The organism is Pseudomonas caspiana (genome assembly GCF_040224095.2).
In the GTDB taxonomy this organism is placed as follows: Bacteria; Pseudomonadota; Gammaproteobacteria; order Pseudomonadales; family Pseudomonadaceae; genus Aquipseudomonas; species Aquipseudomonas caspiana.
The window spans coordinates 770,942-788,517 of sequence record NZ_CP167995.1 but is presented as its reverse complement, the minus strand read 5'-3'; the positions used below and the strand labels follow the sequence as shown (position 1 = coordinate 788,517).

General features: G+C 58.0%; 15 protein-coding genes. 9 read left to right on the top strand and 6 right to left on the bottom strand.

The annotated features are described in order from the left end of the window. Positions 1-21: 21 nt before the first annotated feature. A complete protein-coding gene (locus ABRP31_RS03570; protein WP_087273716.1) occupies positions 22-924 on the bottom strand; it encodes a LysR substrate-binding domain-containing protein in 903 nt (300 codons plus the stop codon). 107 nt (positions 925-1,031) lie between these two features. Here ABRP31_RS03570 and ABRP31_RS03565 point away from each other — a divergent pair, with 107 nt between their 5' ends. Beyond that, positions 1,032-2,423: an MFS transporter gene (locus ABRP31_RS03565; protein WP_349973058.1), complete on the top strand. Its 1,392-nt coding sequence runs from the start codon at positions 1,032-1,034 to the stop codon at positions 2,421-2,423. Further along, positions 2,420-3,694, top strand: coding sequence for a glucarate dehydratase family protein (locus ABRP31_RS03560; RefSeq protein WP_349973056.1), 1,275 nt, complete (start codon positions 2,420-2,422; stop codon positions 3,692-3,694). Before ABRP31_RS03565 ends, ABRP31_RS03560 begins: the two co-directional genes overlap by 4 nt. Positions 3,695-3,873: 179 nt before the next feature. Here ABRP31_RS03560 and ABRP31_RS03555 read toward each other — a convergent pair whose 3' ends face one another. Beyond that, a complete protein-coding gene (locus tag ABRP31_RS03555) occupies positions 3,874-5,310 on the bottom strand; it encodes an NCS1 family nucleobase:cation symporter-1 (RefSeq protein ID WP_349973055.1) in 1,437 nt (478 codons plus the stop codon). 302 nt (positions 5,311-5,612) lie between these two features. Between ABRP31_RS03555 and ABRP31_RS03550 the strand changes: the two genes are divergently transcribed. The 3 genes from ABRP31_RS03550 to ABRP31_RS03540 all read left to right on the top strand — a co-directional run bounded on the left by ABRP31_RS03550 (position 5,613) and on the right by ABRP31_RS03540 (position 8,161). Beyond that, positions 5,613-6,323: a GntR family transcriptional regulator gene (locus ABRP31_RS03550; protein ID WP_087273726.1), complete on the top strand. Its 711-nt coding sequence runs from the start codon at positions 5,613-5,615 to the stop codon at positions 6,321-6,323. Between the two features lie 19 nt (positions 6,324-6,342). Beyond that, entirely contained in the window at positions 6,343-7,077 is a 735-nt protein-coding gene (locus ABRP31_RS03545; RefSeq protein ID WP_349973052.1) for an aspartate/glutamate racemase family protein, read from the top strand. Positions 7,078-7,375: 298 nt separating this feature from the next. Beyond that, a complete protein-coding gene (locus ABRP31_RS03540) occupies positions 7,376-8,161 on the top strand; it encodes a sulfite exporter TauE/SafE family protein (RefSeq protein WP_087273730.1) in 786 nt (261 codons plus the stop codon). Between the two features lie 221 nt (positions 8,162-8,382). On the opposite strand, the gene ABRP31_RS03535 is transcribed toward ABRP31_RS03540, so the two are convergent. From ABRP31_RS03535 to ABRP31_RS03525, 3 genes are all read right to left on the bottom strand, one after another. Then, a complete protein-coding gene (locus tag ABRP31_RS03535) occupies positions 8,383-10,752 on the bottom strand; it encodes a TonB-dependent siderophore receptor (protein ID WP_349973049.1) in 2,370 nt (789 codons plus the stop codon). A gap of 117 nt (positions 10,753-10,869) precedes the next feature. Next, on the bottom strand, positions 10,870-11,799 hold the full coding sequence (locus ABRP31_RS03530; protein ID WP_349973047.1) for a FecR domain-containing protein: 930 nt from the start codon (positions 11,797-11,799) through the stop codon (positions 10,870-10,872). Next, entirely contained in the window at positions 11,796-12,302 is a 507-nt protein-coding gene (locus tag ABRP31_RS03525; RefSeq protein ID WP_087273750.1) for a sigma-70 family RNA polymerase sigma factor, read from the bottom strand. Before ABRP31_RS03525 ends, ABRP31_RS03530 begins: the two co-directional genes overlap by 4 nt. A 148-nt stretch (positions 12,303-12,450) precedes the next feature. Between ABRP31_RS03525 and ABRP31_RS03520 the strand changes: the two genes are divergently transcribed. From ABRP31_RS03520 to ABRP31_RS03510, 3 genes are all read left to right on the top strand, one after another. Further along, the gene (locus tag ABRP31_RS03520) at positions 12,451-13,134 is read left to right on the top strand and encodes an HD domain-containing protein (protein WP_349973043.1); all 684 of its coding nucleotides are present in this window, start codon (positions 12,451-12,453) and stop codon (positions 13,132-13,134) included. Between the two features lie 87 nt (positions 13,135-13,221). After that, positions 13,222-14,895, top strand: coding sequence for a methyl-accepting chemotaxis protein (locus tag ABRP31_RS03515; RefSeq protein WP_349973041.1), 1,674 nt, complete (start codon positions 13,222-13,224; stop codon positions 14,893-14,895). A 133-nt stretch (positions 14,896-15,028) separates the two neighbouring features. Then, positions 15,029-16,201 (top strand): hypothetical protein, encoded by a 1,173-nt coding sequence (locus ABRP31_RS03510; RefSeq protein ID WP_349973039.1) that lies wholly within the window; start codon positions 15,029-15,031, stop codon positions 16,199-16,201. A 165-nt stretch (positions 16,202-16,366) separates the two neighbouring features. On the opposite strand, the gene can is transcribed toward ABRP31_RS03510, so the two are convergent. Then, positions 16,367-17,008 (bottom strand): carbonate dehydratase, encoded by a 642-nt coding sequence (gene can, locus ABRP31_RS03505; RefSeq protein WP_027900176.1) that lies wholly within the window; start codon positions 17,006-17,008, stop codon positions 16,367-16,369. Between the two features lie 148 nt (positions 17,009-17,156). Here can and ABRP31_RS03500 point away from each other — a divergent pair, with 148 nt between their 5' ends. Next, positions 17,157-17,570: a serine kinase/phosphatase gene (locus ABRP31_RS03500; protein WP_349973037.1), complete on the top strand. Its 414-nt coding sequence runs from the start codon at positions 17,157-17,159 to the stop codon at positions 17,568-17,570. Positions 17,571-17,576: the final 6 nt, after the last annotated feature.

Sequence of the window (17,576 nt, the reverse complement as noted above, 5' to 3'; positions counted from 1 at the left end):
CGAGCAAGCTCAGCTCCCACATCAGATCTCCGAGGCATCAGCCACCGCCCCACGTATCGCATCCAGCAACATCGCAAATGCCGGATTATCGTTATCCGACCTCCAGATCAGGTGCAGTTCGCTTTGCACGCCCTCGCCCAGATCGATGTCGCGAAACGTCACACCTTTGAACACCACGCTCGCCGCGCAGCGCGGCACCAGCGCCAGGCCCATACCGGCGTTGACCAGCGCCAGAATGGTCAGCGACGATCCCAGCCATTGCACATACTGCGGCGCCACCCGTGCCGAGCGGAACATGCCGGTCAGCAACTCGTTGAACGGTGGATAAGCCGCGTGGGAATACATCAGGAATGGCTCGGCATCCAGGTCCGACACTGAGACCGTTTCAGCGCTAGCCAGCCGATGAGTGCTGGGCACCGCCAACACAAACGGCTCGCGCACCAGGCACTCGGTGGCAAAGCCCGGCTGCAGTAAAGGTGAACGAACAATCCCCAGATCAATGCGTCGCGCCCGCATGGCTTCGTGCTGCTGATAGGTGTTCATTTCTTCCAGCGAGATTTTCACCTGCGGCTGCTTGAGCCGGGCTTCGGCAATCACTTTGGGCAGAAACTCATACACCGCACTGCCGACAAAGCTGATGGTCACCGAACCGATATCCCCTTCCGCAAACCGTTTAGCGGATGCGGCAGCTTGCTGGGCACGCTCCAACAGGTTCTGCGCCTCCACGAAAAACGCCCGCCCCGCCGCCGTCAGCGCCACACTGCGAGTGCTGCGGGTAAACAGCGCCACGCCCAGATGATGTTCCAGCAGTTGAATCTGCCGACTCAAGGGCGGCTGGGTCATATTCAGACGCTCAGCGGCGCGGCGAAAGTTGAGTTCGGTGGCGACGGTGGTGAAACAGCGCAGTTGGGCAAGCTCAAACATTGATTCATTCCAGGTATCAATCAAGTGCCAATCTAGATTAGACCGGAACAAAGACTGCGTCCATGATCGACTCGTCCCCAAAAAAATAATGATCGGGAGTCGCCTCAGTGAACATAGTCCATAGTCCGACGGACGCCTCAGCGCTTGCCCGGGCAGCCGCCAAGGTCAAGCGCCACGTCCTGCCCCTCTTCGTCATCATGTTCATCGTCAATTACATTGACCGGGTGAACATCGGCTTCGTCCGTAGCCATCTGGAAACCGATCTGGGCATAGGCGCAGCCGCTTATGGCCTGGGTGCCGGGTTGTTCTTCGTCGGTTACGCGATTTTCGAAGTGCCTTCCAACATGCTGCTGCAACGTTACGGCGCTCGCGCCTGGCTGACGCGGATCATGTTCACCTGGGGCGTGGCAGCAATGGCCATGGCTTTCGTGCAAGGTGAAACCAGTTTCTACGTGCTGCGCTTTATCCTTGGCGCGGCTGAAGCGGGCTTCTTCCCCGGCATCATTTATTACTTCACGCAGTGGCTGCCAGGTGCTGATCGCGGCAAGGCCATGGCGATCTTCCTCAGTGGCTCGGCCATCGCTTCAGTCATCTCCGGGCCGGTATCGGGCGCCCTGCTGCACATCAGCGGCATGGGCATGCACGGCTGGCAGTGGATGTTCCTGATCGAAGGCTTCGCCTCGGTGGTGCTCTGCGCCTTTGTCTGGTTCTGGCTGCAATCACACCCCAGCGAAGCGAAGTGGCTCACCACTGAGGAAAAAGATGCGCTGATTGGTGCGATCGCCGAGGAGCAGCGTGAACGCGAAGCCTCGCAGACCATCAAGCCGTCGATGTTCAAGCTGCTGGCTGACAAACAGATCGCGCTGTTCTGCTTCATCTACTTCTCCATCGCCCTGACTATTTACGGCGCAACTTTCTGGCTGCCGAGCATGATCAAGAAGATGGGTAACCTGGGCGACTTCCAGGTCGGTCTGTTCAACTCGATCCCGTGGATCATTTCGATCATCGCCATGTATGGCTTTGCGGCCATGGCCAGCAAATGGAAATACCAGCAGGCCTGGGTTGCGGTGACATTGGTGATCGCTTCGTTCGGCATGTTCATGTCCACCACGGGTGGCCCGGTCTTCGCGTTTGTCGCCATCTGCTTTGCCGCGATTGGTTTCAAAGCGGCCTCGGCATTGTTCTGGCCAATCCCGCAAGGCTATCTGGATGCACGAATTGCTGCAGCAGTGATCGCCCTGATCAATTCCATCGGCAACCTCGGCGGCTTCGTCGCGCCCACCGCGTTTGGCTTCCTTGAGCAAACCACCGGCTCCATCGAAGGCGGTTTGTATGGCCTGGCGATTACTTCACTCGTCGCCGCAGTGGTGATCTTTTTCGCCCGCACCAAGCCTCGCGGCGATGCGCCAAGCGTGCTCGGCGGTGGCAAGCCTGACGACGCCGACGCGAAAAAAAACATGAATAAGCCTCAAGCCCTGACATCGGGAGCAGCCTCTTGAAAATCAAACGCGTAACCGTCACCCCAATCGCCTTTCGCGACCCGCCCCTGCTCAACGCCAGCGGCATTCACGAGCCTTTTGCACTGCGCTCGATCATCGAGGTTGAAAGCGATAACGGCTACATCGGTTTGGGCGAAAGCTACGGCGATGCTCCGGCGCTGGCGATTCAGCAACAACTGCAAAGTCAGTTGATTGGCCTTGATCCCTTCAACCTCAACCAGTTGCGCACCATTGTGCAGGCGACGGTGGCGGCCAATAAACCGGCAAGCATTGCCGGTGCCGAACTGGCCCCCGGCTCCCACGCCAGCAAAGCGGTAAGTAATGCTTATTCGGCCTTTGAAGTCGCGTTTCTGGATTTGCAGGCGCATTACCTGAATGTGCCGCTGGTTGACCTGCTGGGCGGCGCGATTCGTGACGAAATCCCGTTCAGCGCTTACCTGTTCTTCAAGTACGCGCAACATGTGGATTCGCCTTACAAGCCGGACAATTGGGGCGAAGCGCTGAACGAGGAGCAGATCGTTGCTCAGGCCCGGCGGATGATCGAGGAGTACGGCTTCAAGAGCATCAAGCTCAAGGCCGGCACCCTGCCCCCAGAGCATGAAGTGTCCTGCATCAAGGCATTGAAAAAAGCCTTCCCCGGCTACCCGCTGCGTATCGACCCTAACGGTAACTGGTCGCTGGAAACGTCGATTCGCATGGCTGAGTTGCTAGGCGACGATCTGCAGTATTACGAAGACCCGACGCCGGGTCTTGAGGGCATGTCCGAGCTGCACAAACGCACTGGTTTGCCGCTGGCGACCAATATGGTGGTAACGGACTTTGATGAGTTCCGCCGCAGCGTTGCGCTCAACAGTGTGCAGATTGTGCTCGCCGACCACCATTACTGGGGCGGCCTGCGTGACACGCAAGCGCTGGCGAAAATGTGTGACACCTTCGGACTTGGGGTTTCGATGCACTCCAACTCGCACCTGGGCATCAGCCTGATGGCGATGGCGCATGTGGCGGCGTCAGTACCGAATCTGGATTACGCCTGCGACACCCACTACCCGTGGCAGGAACCGGACGAGGAAGTGATCAAGGGCGGCAAGCTGCCAATCATCGACGGCTGCGTGAAAATCACCCGCGCACCCGGACTAGGACTGGAGCTGGACCGGGATCAACTGGGCAAGCTGCATGACCAGTATTTGACCTGCGGTATCCGCCAGCGCGATGACGTGAAACAGATGCAACGCTACAAACCGGACTGGAAGGCGGTTAAGCCGCGGTTCTGATCCAAGCAGAGTTACCAGACAAACCTTTAGCCCGGACACTCCCCCTGTGCCGGGCTTTTTTTGCCATCGACGCCGATCCCCGGACTCCGATCCCCGTAGGAGCTGCCGAAGGCTGCGAATCGCGGTATGTCAGATAAATCGCTTTCGCAGCCTTCGGCAGCTCCTACAAAGTCGGCTTCTCACGCCAACGCGGGCGCGGCCATTCTCACATCCCGACGCGCCAGCACCAGGTAGAACACGCCGCCCAGGAAGCAACCGGTAAACCAGGCAAAATTGACGATAGGCTTGAACCACGGCACGAAGGTGAACAGCAGACCGATCAGGGTCGCGACCAGCAAGGCTTTGATAGCTACCGGGTTGAAGCCGTTGGTGTACCAGTAGCGGCCAGTCGGGGTGTCGTCGAACAGTGCGTCCACATCGATGTATTGTTTTTTGATCAGGTAGAAATCCACCAGCAAGATGCCGAACAGCGGGCCAATAAAGGCGGCCAACACGTCCAGGGTGTAGTGGATCACTTCAGGGTTGTTGAAGAGGTTCCACGGGGTGATGAAGATCGAGGCCACTGCCGCGATCATACCGCCCGCACGCCAGCTGATTTTGCTCGGAGCGCAGTTGGCAAAGTCGAAAGCCGGGGACACGAAGTTGGCCACGATGTTGATGCCGATGGTCGCCGTCACGAAGGCAAACGCACCCAGCAAAACGGCAACGGTGTTATCGATACGGGCCACGGTGGCGATCGGGTCGTGGATCATTTCACCGAACACCGGCAAGGTGCCAGAGACGATCACGACCGTCACCAGCGAGAACGCAAGGAAATTCACTGGCAAGCCCCAGAAGTTTCCGCGTTTGACGTCAGCCATGCTCCGGCAATAACGACTGAAATCCCCGAAGTTCAAGGTAGGCCCGGAGAAGTACGACACCACCAACGCCGTTGCCATGACCACCTGGCCGAATGCTTCCCAGCCACTCAGGGACTTTTCCGACAGGGTAAAGCTGATGTTGCTCCAACCCGCTTTCCAGACAATCCAGCCCGCCAGCAGGAACATGACCGCGTAGACCACCGGCCCCGCCCAGTCGATAAAGCGGCGAATCGAATCCATGCCGCGCCAGAACACGATGGCTTGCAGCACCCACAAGGTCAAAAAGCCCATCCAACCGAGATACGACAGACCGGCAAATTGCACCTGAGCGAGACTTTCCATCGACGGGAAGAAGCGCAGCACCACGATGACCAGCGCGCTGGACGCCAGATAGGTTTGCACCCCGTACCAGGCGACTGCGATCAAGCCGCGAATCACCGCTGGAATGTTTGCGCCGAATACACCGAATGCCAGACGGCAAATCACCGGATAAGGCACCGCAGCTTGCTGACTCGGCTTGGCGAGCAGGTTGGCGATGACCTGAATGATGCAGATCCCGACGAGCAGCGCGATCAACACCTGCCAGCTGGCCAGGCCCAGCGCGAACAGGCTGGCGGCAAAGACGTAACCGCCGACGCTGTGCACGTCGCTCATCCAGAACGCGAAGATGTTGTACCAGGTCCACTTTTGCTTAACCGGGCCAAGATCTTCGTTGTACAAGCGAGGGCTGTAGCCCTTTGGAATTTCTGGATTCATCGCACGCACTCTCCCTTGATCGATGCCGCTCCGGAGACTGCATACGGAGGCTGGCGTTATTTGTATACGATCTGAAAGGCATGATGCATGCCAAACTGCTGGAATCGGCTTATGGCGCCGGTGTTAGAGGCGTTCAGCAGGATAGAAAAAAATCTCAGACGCCCCAGCAAATGCTCGATTAAAGTGCATAAATGCGCACTGACAGTGCATACAATCATGGTTTCGGCACGCCAAGTGAGTGATGGCAAACCGCACAGAGTTTGTATACGATCAGCTTCACACTTACCGGTTAAAGCGGCCTTATGAATCCTCTCTTCCTCGCCAGCCCTGCCACGAGCGATTCAACGCTGAGTCGCGATGAACAGATCTATCAGGACATTCTTGAAGCCATCGTCGAGCACCGGTTGTTGCCGGGCACACGCTTGCCGGAAGATGCCTTGGCTGAAGTGTTCGCCATCAGCCGCACGGGTATTCGCAAAGTCCTGCAGCGGCTGGCACTGGAGCGACTGGTGACGTTGCGCACCAACCGTGGGGCAGAAGTCGCTCAACCGACCGCTAAAGAAGCCCAGGATGTATTCGCCGCGCGCCAGTTGATCGAGCCTGCGCTGATGCCTGCCGTGGCCGAGCAGATTGATGCCGCGCAACTGAAGACGCTGCGTACTCTGGTCAATGAGGAGCACGAGGCCCAGCGCGAAGGCTTGCACAGCAAAGCTATTCAGTTGTCTGCGCGCTTTCACGTGCAGTTGATCGCGCTTGCCGACAATCAGGTGCTGACCGAACAGGTTGCCCAGTTGACCACCCGCTCGTCGCTGATCATCGCGGTTTACGGTTCGCGGCACAGTGTTGGCTGTGACTGTGGCGATCATGAGGAACTGCTTGGGCTGCTTGAAGAAGGCAAAGGCGCTTCGGCTGCGCAGTGGATGGGCAAGCATCTGGCAAGTATCCGTGCCAGCTTGCAGGTCGATCAGGTGACGCCGGTTGAGCCGGACTTCAAAACCATTTTCAAGCGTTGATCCGCGAGTCGAGCCTTACATGAAAATCCAGGTCATCAATCCCAACACCAGCCAGAGCATGACGGCGAGCATCGGCCGCGCCGCTCACGCAGTGGCACGTCCCGACACAGAAATCATCCCCTGCTGCCCAGATGCCGGCCCGGAATCCATCGAGGGCCACTTCGACGAAGCCATCGCGGCCGTCGGTGTGCTCGAAGAAGTCCGTAAAGGCGTTGCTGCGGGATACGACGCGCACATCATCGCCTGCTTCGGCGACCCTGGTCTGTTGGCGGCACGGGAACTGGCGCGCGGTCCGGTGATCGGTATTGCCGAAGCGGCCTTCCATGTCGCCAGCCTGATCTGCACACGCTTTGCTGTGGTCACCACGCTGACCCGCACCCGAATCATCGCCGAGCATCTGTTGCGCAACTACGGCATGACCGAGCATTGCACGTCTGTGCGTTGCGTCGATGTGCCGGTGCTTGAGCTGGAAAGCATGGGTGAGCAAGCCTTGGCAGAACGCATCGCCGAACAGGCAATACAGGCCCGGGATAATGAAGGTGCGGGGGCGATTATTCTTGGTTGCGGTGGCATGGCGGACTTGCCGGGGTTGGTCAGTGAACTGACGGGTTTGCCGGTAGTTGATGGTGTCGCTGCGGCTGTGAAGCTGGCCGAAGTGTTGGGCGAACTGGGCCTGGCCACCAGCAAGCATGGGGATCTGGCTTTCCCGCTGGCCAAAAGCTTTACCGGTCGGTTTGCGCATTTCGGCCGTTAACCAGGCCTACTTCATCAAAAAAATGCAATCTACCGTATTGAAATGCATTTTCCGTAGGAGCTGCCGGAGGCTGCGAAGCATTTTTCCTGATACACCGCGATCGCAGCCTTCGGCAGCTCCTACAGGTCCAATGTTTGCTGCGAGACAGTGCCGTGTCAGGGACACGGGGGACGGCCCTACCAAACACCAATAAAGATATAACGATAGACCGTATCGATATAAGACGTTATTAAAAACGTCGTTATGCTGCCGCCTGTTTTTTTCTGGCAGTCGCCCTTTTTTGTTGTGGGATGCAGTAATGGATTTTGGTGGTTTGGGTTTGGTGGTTGCGGGTCTTATCGTGGGTTTCATCGTCGGCATGACGGGCGTGGGCGGCGGTTCGCTGATGACGCCGATCCTGTTGTGGTTCGGGGTTAACCCGGCGACGGCCGTTGGCACTGACCTGCTGTATGCAGCCATCACCAAATCCGGCGGTGTGTGGGTTCATAAAAGAAACGACAACATCGACTGGAAAATCACTGGCTGGCTGACCATGGGCAGCGTTCCGGCGGTGCTGCTGACGCTGTGGTTTCTCAGCACCCTGCACGCCGCGCCCGATGCCATGAACGCGGTGATCAAGCAGGCCTTGGGCGTCGTTCTGTTGCTGACCGCAGCGGCGGTGTTCTTCAAGAAACGTCTGCTCGCGTTCGCCCACAACCGCGCAGGCGGCAGCTATAACCCCAGCGGCAAGAGTCTGAACGCGCTGACAGTTGTCACCGGCCTGATTCTCGGCACCATGGTTGCCCTGACCTCGATTGGCGCTGGCGCACTGGGCACCGTGGCGTTGTTCATCCTCTACCCCTTCCTTGCCACCCGCCGTCTGGTCGGCACCGAAATCGCCCACGCCGTGCCGCTGACGCTGGTGGCAGGCCTGGGTCATGCCGGGATGGGCAATATGGACTGGGGGATTCTGGGCTTCCTGCTGCTGGGTTCGTTGCCGGGAATTTATCTGGGCAGCCACCTTGCGGGCCGGGTCTCGGATGACATTCTGCGCCCGTGCCTGGCGATCATGTTGGCGTTTATTGGGTACAAGTTGGTTTTCTGACCCACGACTCCTGTAGCAACTGCCGCAGGCTGCGAATGGCGGCGTGTCAGGATAAATGCTTCGCAGCCTTCGGCAGCTCCTACAGAAAATGCATTTCAATCCATTAGCTTGCATGTTGTTTGATGAGAGCGGCCCCAGGCTGCGAAAGCGATACACCTGACACACCGCCATTCACAGCCGTCGACAGCTCCTGCAACTTCCGGCGTTTACGCGGGTTCTGGCTACCAGCGATAACTCACCGAGCCGATCACACTTCGCTCATCGCCATACCTGCAGGTTGTGTTGCAGTACAGGTATTTGCGATCCGCAAGGTTTTGCGCCTTGGCGGCCACCTCCCAATGCTTGCCGATTTCATAACTGACCAGCGCATCGACCAAGGTGTAAGCGCCGATCTTGCCTTCATAGTCTGTCGGTGTAGTGCGAGTCGTACCGATGTAACGGGCGCCTGCCGCCACGCGCATTTGCGGAATACCGAATGCCCCCAGACGGTAGCTCGCCCAGACACTGGCGCTGTGATACGGAACGCCTTCAATACGCTTGCCGACGTTACTCTCGGCGCTGTCTTCGATCACATGCGAGTCGGTATAGGCGTAGCCCGCTGTCAGCGTCAGGTTGTCAGTAGCCTCTGTCTTGGCTTCCAGCTCCAGCCCCTTTGAGCGGGTTTTACCGTACTGGACGTAGGTCGCGCTGGCAGCGTCGTAGCTGAGGGCGTTGTCCTGAGTAAGCTGATACACCGCCGCACTGAGCATCGTATCGGTGCCGGGCGGCTGATAGCGCAGACCCAACTCGTATTGCTCACCTTCAAGCGGCGCAAACGCGTTACCAAAAGCCGGGTTGCTGACACTCGCAGGCTGGAAAGACTGACTGTAGCTCACATAAGGCGCCAGGCCGTTTTCGGCGAGATAGACCAGGCCGATACGGCCGGTCGCCTTTTTATCATTGCGCGTTTGACGACTGTCATCGGCATGGCTTGTGGTTCTGCTCTCAGCCCAGTCCTGTCGCCCGCCCAGCAGCAACACCCACTTTTCGTCAAAGGTAATCTGGTCTTGCAGGTAAACACCTGACTGGGCGCTGTGCAAATCTGAACCACTGTCTGCGGCAGTATTGGCCCCGACACCGGTATAAACCGGGTTGGCCAGATTCAATGGTGGCGCGAACTGCGCCAGCGTGCCGCTGATGTAACGATGCGAATCGTAGGTCTTGTGGTAGTAATCAACGCCAGCGAGCAGCGTGTGTTTCCAGTTGCCGCTCTCGAAGGTGTACTGAACATTATTGTCCGTCGTCCATCCGGTCGAACGTTCGTCTCGCTCGCTGTAACGTCGAAGCAGATTAGAGCCGACGATGGAGAACGGAATCAGATAATTCCAGTCGGTGTTCGCCTGAAAGTAACGCAGGCTGTGATTGACCTTCAGGTTCTCATTGAAGTCGTGGCTGAACAGGTAACCCAGGGTGTCCATACGGTTGTTGAAATGGTCGTAGCCTGGCTCACCGGTGAATTGATCACGGCCAATCTTGTACCCAGGCGTTGAGCTGTAAGTCGTCATCCGATAGCTGGTGGGCGGGGCGAAACCGGTATAGGTTTCCTGATGGCTGGCCAGCACGGTCAGAGAAGTGTCGTCATCGGGACGCCAGGTGATGGCTGGAGCAATGTAACGCCGATCATCATCAACGTGGTCGACCTGGGTATCACTGTCACGCCACAAGCCGGTCAGGCGATAACTGAACTGCCCCTGATCGTCCAGCGGCCCACCGAGATCGAAGGTGTACTGACGCCGATCATGGTTGCCGAACTCAACGCCTATTTCATGCAAGGGTGTATCCGTGGGGCGCTTGCTAACGGTATTGATCATGCCACCCGGCGACAGCTGACCGTAAAGCACTGACGAGGCGCCTTTGAGCACTTCCACGCGCTCAAGGCCGTAGGCCTCGACGCTACCGTCGTAAGGGTTGGACTGCAGTTTCATACCGTCGCGAAGAATGCCGCCAGTACCCGCGCCGACGTTGAAACCGCGCAGCGTGTAATCATCGGCAGTGCGACTGAAGCCGCTTGGCTGACTGGTAAAACCGGGGGTGTATTTAAGCGCGTCAGAGAGATTGTCGCTTTTGCGCTGATCCATTTCGGCCCGTGTCACCACCGATACTGATTGTGGGGTTTCCAGCAGCGATGCGTCGGTCTTGGTCCCCACACTGCTACGTTGCGCAACGTAGCCCGCTTGCTCACCGTTGCTGCCACCTCCCGCTGTAGCCGCATTGATGCTGATCGCCTCGAGGGTCATACCCTGACTCGGCGCAGGCTGCACGCTCAACGCACCACTGGCGGTAATCTGCAAACGCAGACCGCTACCCTGCAACGCCCGCTCGACCGCAGCCGCAGCACTCATCCGCCCGTTCACTGGCCTGGAAACAAGCTGGGCAACATCTGTTGGTATGAACAGAATCTGCCGCGAGCTCTGCTGGCCGATCTGAATCAGCGCACCGGTCAATGGCCCGGCAGGCACAGAGAAGTCATACAGAGTTTCAGCAGCCTGAACGCTCACCGAAACGGCGACTGACAGGCTCATGAGAAGCGGAGTAAAAAATGATGGACGCATGAACAATGCTCAACCTCGCTGGCAAAACGGAGCGCACAATCTGGCGCCTTTACCTGTTCTGTAGAGTGAGGTGGCGATTTGTTAAGGGCTCTTGTGATTTTATTTTCAGCGGGGGATTCAGACCCGATCAATCCGGGTCCATACCCCCCAGTAGTGGTCGATGCGCAGCGGCAGAATGTCTTTCAAGGCTGCCAGTGCCTGATCGCTGTTATCCAGACTGAAGACGCCAGAGATACGCAGAGACGCCGCGGCATCGGAAACCTGCAGCACCCCGCGCTGATAGGGACGCAACGAGTCGATCACCTGCCCGAGCGATTGATCACTGACCTCCAGTAAACCGCGCACCCATGCACCGGGGTCGGTTTGACTGACCGGCAATGCGTGCACGCCCAGCGCATCCAGCCGCGCGCCCTGCCCGGTAGTCAGCGCTAGCGTCTGACGCTGCGACCGGAGCTGTGCGGTTCCGGCTTTCAACCAGAACTGCGCGTGGTCTTGATACTGGCTCAGCAAACACTGACCAGAGACCAACTGCGCGCTGCCGTCATTGCATACCAGCTGGAAGGGGCGATCCTGGGATTCGATATGCGCCATGAGGCTGCCACGCAACAAGCGCACGGTGCGCATGCTCGCGGTGAAATTCACGTCGATAGCACTTTCTGCGTTCAAGGTCAGGCTGGAGCCATCAGCCAGAACAAACGTCTGGCGCCGAGCGTTGGCAGTCGTGATATCTGCGGTCAGCCTGTCCAGCGGCATGCCGGGCCAGGTGACCAGCCGGGCGGCCAGCGCGCAGCCGCCAACGGCCAATGCACCGCGCAGCAAATGGCGACGACTGGTCCCGGCACTCAAGACCTGACGGGCGCGGCTGCCGGATAAATTCGAAAAGGTCTGATCGAGCCGTGAGCGCAAAACATTCCATGCCGCTGCATGAGATTGATCGGCTGCAAGCCAGCGTTCGAACGCACGATGCTCCCCCTCAGTGAATTGTCCTGAGGCCTGGCGGGCGTGCCATTCGATGGCTTGTTCGAGGGCCGCGGGTAGCTCGTTCATCGCTCAACCGCACAAATAGCTTTGAGACCTTGCACAACGTATTGATGCACCCGCGGCGCGGAAACGTTCAGTTCAGCACCGATCCGGGCATAGGTCCAACCATCCAGTTGGCTGTAAAGAAAGGCAGCCCTGGCTTTGGAAGAAAGGCTGTGAAGCAGTTGGTCAACCTCCAGCAAGGCTTCCATCACCAGATAACGTGCTTCGGGAGAAGGCTCGAACAGTTCAGGCTCGGCCGCCAGCGACTCGAGATAAGCACGCTCCAGATCACGCCGACGCCAGCTGGCGAATATCAACCTTTTGGCAATCGTCGTCAGCAGCGCTCTAGGCTCACGGATTGCTTGGGTGTCGGGCAATGCCAGCACGTGGACAAAAGTTTCGGCGGCCATGTCCGCTGCGTCATGGCGACAGCCGATTCGCGCACGCAGGCGATCAACCAGCCAGCCGTGATGCTCGCCAAACAGATGAACAAGCGCGTCATTACGACGTTGCAGAGCGTAGGACATCTCGATTGCCAATGAAAATCATTAACAAATGATGCAGGCTTGTAAATCCATTGGCAATACGTTTGAAGCTTCGAATAAAGATGGTCGTTTGCCCCTGCCGGTTTCTCTGCAATGCTGTCTTTAACGCTCATGCCTACCGGTACCGCAGATGACTGACCCATTCGCCCCTTACCAGGACCTCGCCACCTTTTTACTGCCGCACACCGTGGCCGAAAAAGTCGATGGGTCTCACGACACTTCGCACTTACTAAGGGTGTGGAATAACGTTTGCGCGATTCGCGATGAGGAAGGCGGCGACCCTGAGATTCTGATCGCGGCGACTTTGCTGCATGACTGCGTGTCAGTGGAGAAGAACTCGCCGTTCAGGTCCAGCGCTTCGCGGCTGGCGGCGGCCAAGGCCAGGGATCTGCTGACTGAGATGGGCTGGGGTGAGGAACGCATCGATGCAGTCGCCCATGCGGTAGAGGCGCACAGCTTCTCGGCGGCGATCACACCTGAAACACTCGAAGCAAAAATCCTTCAGGACGCTGACCGTCTCGACGCATTGGGGATGATTGGCGTGGCGCGGATGTTTTACGTTTCAGGGCGAATGGGCGGTGAGTTGTACGATCCGCAAGACCCGCACGCGTCTAACCGCGACTACGACGATAAGCGTTTTGCTGTGGATCACTTCCACACCAAGCTCTTCCATCTGGCCGATGGCTTTCAGACCATCACAGGTACTCGGCTGGCACAGGTCAGGCATGAACGCATGAAACGCTTTCTGAACGAGCTGATGCAGGAAGTGGATACGGCGCGACAACTCAGGCCAAACGACTCATCGGAAATTTGACGTCAACATTGGCGATGTCACAAAGACATCACAGAACTGCCCTATAACCCAGTCTCCGATGTTTCTATCGATTGGGTTTACCTCTCTGTGAAAAAATTATTGCCTGGCATTTTGCGTCGACGTTCCGGGACTTCAGTCCTGCGACGCTTGAAGATCACTCAGCGTCTGGTGCTGTGTTTCAGCATCACCTCGTTGCTCACCGTGGCACTAGGGGCGTTCTGCCTGTTCCAGATGCAAGAAATCCGCAAGCAAGGCGAAGCAGTGGAGAGTGGCTCACTGCCCAGCATCGCCATGGCCGATGCGCTGGCGATCACACTGATCAAAATGCGCAGCGAAAGCATCCGCCTGATCGCCAATGCGGACGACCCCGGCGCGGTCGTCACCAGCAAGATCAACGTCGAAACCCTCAAGAATGACGCGGAAAAAGGCTTCGCCGACTATCTGGCCCACGCTAAAGACAGCACCGAACGAGACTCCCTCGTGGCCTTGCAGGATGCTTACAAAGCGTTCATCCCCGGTCTTTATGACGAGATCGCGCTGATCGAGCAGCGCAAGATTGAAGATGCCCGCATGCTGGCCAATACCATGCTGTCCTTGCAGGGCGACTTGATGGACATGCAAGTGCAGCTACTTCGCGAACTCAACAAGCAAAGCGCAGCGACGGCGGTCGACAAAGCCAGTGCCAGTTATGCCCAGACACGCATCATCGCGTTGAGCGCCATTGCGGTAGTGATGGCTCTGACTCTGCTGCTGGCCTGGCGCTTGAGCGTCAGCATCATTCGCCCGGTCCGTCAGGCTTTAACGATCGCCAGCACCATTGCTGATGGCGACCTGAGCCCGCAGACGATTCCCGACGGCAAAGACGAAACCGCTCAGCTGTTGACCATGCTCGGCCGGATGCGCGGCAATCTGCACACCACCATCGAACAGATCTACGCAGCCGCCAACCAGCTTTCGCAGTCTGTACAGGAGATGAGCAGCATCGCTGAATCCGGCGCAGAAAACCTGAAGCTACAGAACAGCGAAATCGAGCAAGCGGCCGTCGCGGTCAATCAAATGAGCCAGGCGGCCATGGAAGTCGCCAGCAATGCCAGCAACACGGCGACCGAGTCTCTTGCATCGAACGCAGCAGCGGCCAACGGTAAAGCGCGCCTCGCCGACACCATCGGCTCGATCAAGGAACTGACCGGCAATGTGCTGGACACTTCACATCAGGCCGAAGGCCTTGCTGAACGCACACTGAGCATCAGCAAGATCCTCGACGTGATTCGCGCTATCGCTAATCAGACCAACCTGCTGGCACTCAACGCTGCCATTGAAGCGGCGCGGGCCGGTGAGGCCGGACGCGGGTTTGCCGTGGTGGCCGATGAGGTCCGCTCCCTGGCGCAACGCACGAGTGCCTCGACCACGGAAATCGAAGGGCTGATCAACAGTGTCCAGCAAAGCACTCAAGAGACGGCTGAAGCACTGCGGCTCACCGCCAATCAAGCCAACGTGACGCTTGAGCAGGCAGCTGCGACCGGAGAAGCGCTGACCGTGATCATCAGCTCAACGTCGACCATCAACGACCGCAACCTGCTGATTGCCAGCGCAGCCGAGCAACAGGCACAAGTGGCCGGTGAAGTGGACCGCAACCTCAGCAGCATTCGCGATCTGTCGGCTCAAAGTGCATCTGGCGCGCATCAAACCACTGCTGCCAGTAATGCGCTGTCAGTGCTGGCGACGGATTTGAACGTCATGGTTCAGCGTTTCGTGCTTTGAACAAATCGATACAGCACGCTTAGAGTGGCAGGTAATAAATATTTACCGCGCCCCCATTTATTCGTAATGGCACATTGCTTCAATATTAAAGCAACCCCAAACCTCGGGGCAGATTGCCAAAAAGGATATGAGCATGCTGAAAGCCGCTGTATGGACTGCAACACTCGCCACTCTGACGTTTGGTGCCATGGCTCAGGCTGACGTCAACGTCAAGCTGGGTAGCCGGGAGCGTGTCACCCAACTCTTCGCCTTCCCCAACAACTGCAACGTCATCTGTTATCGCAACTGGACGCTGGAACAGACCGTCGAGCACTATCTGACGCAAAGCGTGCAGCGTGATGGCTACACCGGCAAAGTCACCGTCACTAATGACAACGATGTGATCTACGCGCAGATCAGCGGTGTGCCGGACGGTTATGACAAACCTCTGACCCAGCTGCTGGACGCGGGTGACCTGGCTTACAGCGGCGCGCAAAAACTCCTCGCCTCCGGGCCTGACAAGTGGCAGTACAACTGGTACTTGTTCCTGCCGCTGGGCATGGCGCTGGAGAACCGCAAAAGCGTTGAGCTGCTGCACTTTCCGCCAGACTATTCGCTGACCCAGGCTCAGGATTATCTGAAGTCCAACACCACCGACCGCTGGGCACAGCTGCTGACCTACAACGGCATCCCGACCGCGCAGACGCCGGGTTATCAGACCATCATCGATATCGCGCCCATTGCCGCGCCAGCCTCGGCGGGCAGTTCACTGGAAGGTGTTTACAGTTACTTCCAGGATTATCAGACCACGATGGTCAAGCAACTGAGCCAGAACGCTGCGGGTGCGTCGCTGCCGATGGTTGCGTTTGGGGCGCCGGTGCGTAACTGGATCAAGCAACAATACTCAGCCAGCGTGCCGGTGCTGGGCCTGGCAACGATTAGCCCGAACCCTGGGCAGAATGTGCCGGTGCTGGGATCGAACCATCCGAGCTACATCTGGTACGCCGCTGACAAGTCCAACTATGGCGGCGATGAAGCCAAGGCAGATGCCGCCGGGCTGGCGGTCATGGGGCAGGATCTGAGTGCGGCCTGCTGGCAGGCGGGTATGGGGCAAAAACCAGGCGCGGACCCGAAAGCTACCTTGAGCAGCTGTACGCAGAACTGGCAGGTGACCAACAAGGCCAAAACCTGTGTGTTGTTTTACACCGACGTGCGCAAGTTGAACCAGGCACAAGCTGAAGCCAAGTGTGCGACTGGCGATGTATCTCGCTCGTTGAAACAGTTGCAGAAGCCACTGACGGCGCCGGCAGCTCATCCGTATATGTAAATAATGCGCGGTGTCGCGGACACCGCGCTGTCTCGCAACAAACACGGGCCTGCAGGAGCTCACGAGCAACGCGAGGCAGCGATTGGGGTGCGTCAGATACACCGCAATCGCTGGCCTCGTAACCTCGGTGAGCTCCTACAGGTCCGGTTTATGCCCAGACGCTACTTACTCCCCCAACGGACGCAAACGATACTGCGGCGGCAGTTGCTCAAAGCCGCTGATGGTCGCGTTCAGGCTTTTCCAGCGGCCGTCCTTGATGCCGTAGATGCAACCGTGGATCGAGAGGCTCTGCCCGCGATGCCAGGCGTTTTGCACAATGCTGGTATGGCCGACGTTCGCCACCTGCTGAATAACGTTGAGTTCACACATACGGTCAACGCGCTCTTCCTCGGTGGGCAGCTTTGCCAACGTGTCGCGGTGCTCATAGTAAAGATCGCGAATGGTGCGCAGCCAGCCATCGATCAGACCCAACTGGCGATCCTGCATCGAAGCCCGGACACCGCCACAGCCATAGTGGCCGGTGACCAAGATGTGTTTGACCTTCAGCACGTCGACGGCGTACTGAATCACTGACAAGCAGTTGAGGTCGGTGTGCAGCACCACGTTCGCTACGTTGCGATGCACAAACAGATCACCCGGCAGCATGCCGACGATCTCGTTCGCGGGTACGCGGGCGTCCGAGCAACCTATCCACAGGAATTCCGGGGTCTGCTGGCGTGCCAGCTTGGCAAAAAACTCAGGATCTTCCTTGGTGATCGCGTCTGCCCAACGTTCGTTGTTGTCGATCAGGTCTTGTAGCTCGTTCATGTGTCATGCCTCGAAGATGTGCCAGCTTATGACAGGGGCTCGACGGTCCGGGTCACTACTCATTTTCGCCTCCACTCGTGCAAGCAAAAGGAATCTTCAGGATAGGTGCCGGTCCACCCTTCACGCCCTTGAATAATGAGGATTCGCCATGAATGATTCCCGCCGTCCTTACGGTGCAACCCAACCTGAACCGATTGACGATAACGAAGACCGTATGGGCTCCATGCGTGAGCTGGACTTCGACGACAAAGGCGACGATGCACGCATCGGCGACTTGATCCCTGAAGATGAGCTCGCCCACGAGATTCCAGAGCAGCGTGTGCGCGAAGCAGGTTTAACCGGCGCTTCGACTCCGGATCATCACCCGACTGACGACGATCTGGATCCAGAGATTCTCATCCGCGAAGACGGTGCCCGCTCGGCCGAAGAAGACGGTGAAGACAACCCTGCCGACTTCGATCTGACCGTAGTCGATGAAGATGACATTGGTGGTGGCGATGGTCTGGATGAAGCCGAACTGGGCCGACTGGATCCGCTGGATGGCAAGCCTGAGAAGATTTGATCTTTT

Bases quoted from the DNA above. Each gene is read 5' to 3' on its own strand.
- ABRP31_RS03510 (WP_349973039.1), top strand. From the start codon at position 15,029: ATGCTGAAAGCCGCTGTATGGACTGCAACACTCGCCACTCTGACGTTT.
- ABRP31_RS03500 (WP_349973037.1), top strand. From the start codon at position 17,157: ATGAATGATTCCCGCCGTCCTTACGGTGCAACCCAACCTGAACCGATT.
- can (WP_027900176.1), bottom strand. From the start codon at position 17,008: ATGAACGAGCTACAAGACCTGATCGACAACAACGAACGTTGGGCAGAC.
- ABRP31_RS03530 (WP_349973047.1), bottom strand. From the start codon at position 11,799: ATGAACGAGCTACCCGCGGCCCTCGAACAAGCCATCGAATGGCACGCC.
- ABRP31_RS03535 (WP_349973049.1), bottom strand. From the start codon at position 10,752: ATGCGTCCATCATTTTTTACTCCGCTTCTCATGAGCCTGTCAGTCGCC.
- ABRP31_RS03545 (WP_349973052.1), top strand. From the start codon at position 6,343: ATGAAAATCCAGGTCATCAATCCCAACACCAGCCAGAGCATGACGGCG.
- ABRP31_RS03525 (WP_087273750.1), bottom strand. From the start codon at position 12,302: ATGTCCTACGCTCTGCAACGTCGTAATGACGCGCTTGTTCATCTGTTT.
- ABRP31_RS03555 (WP_349973055.1), bottom strand. From the start codon at position 5,310: ATGAATCCAGAAATTCCAAAGGGCTACAGCCCTCGCTTGTACAACGAA.
- ABRP31_RS03570 (WP_087273716.1), bottom strand. From the start codon at position 924: ATGTTTGAGCTTGCCCAACTGCGCTGTTTCACCACCGTCGCCACCGAA.
- ABRP31_RS03520 (WP_349973043.1), top strand. From the start codon at position 12,451: ATGACTGACCCATTCGCCCCTTACCAGGACCTCGCCACCTTTTTACTG.
- ABRP31_RS03550 (WP_087273726.1), top strand. From the start codon at position 5,613: ATGAATCCTCTCTTCCTCGCCAGCCCTGCCACGAGCGATTCAACGCTG.
- ABRP31_RS03540 (WP_087273730.1), top strand. From the start codon at position 7,376: ATGGATTTTGGTGGTTTGGGTTTGGTGGTTGCGGGTCTTATCGTGGGT.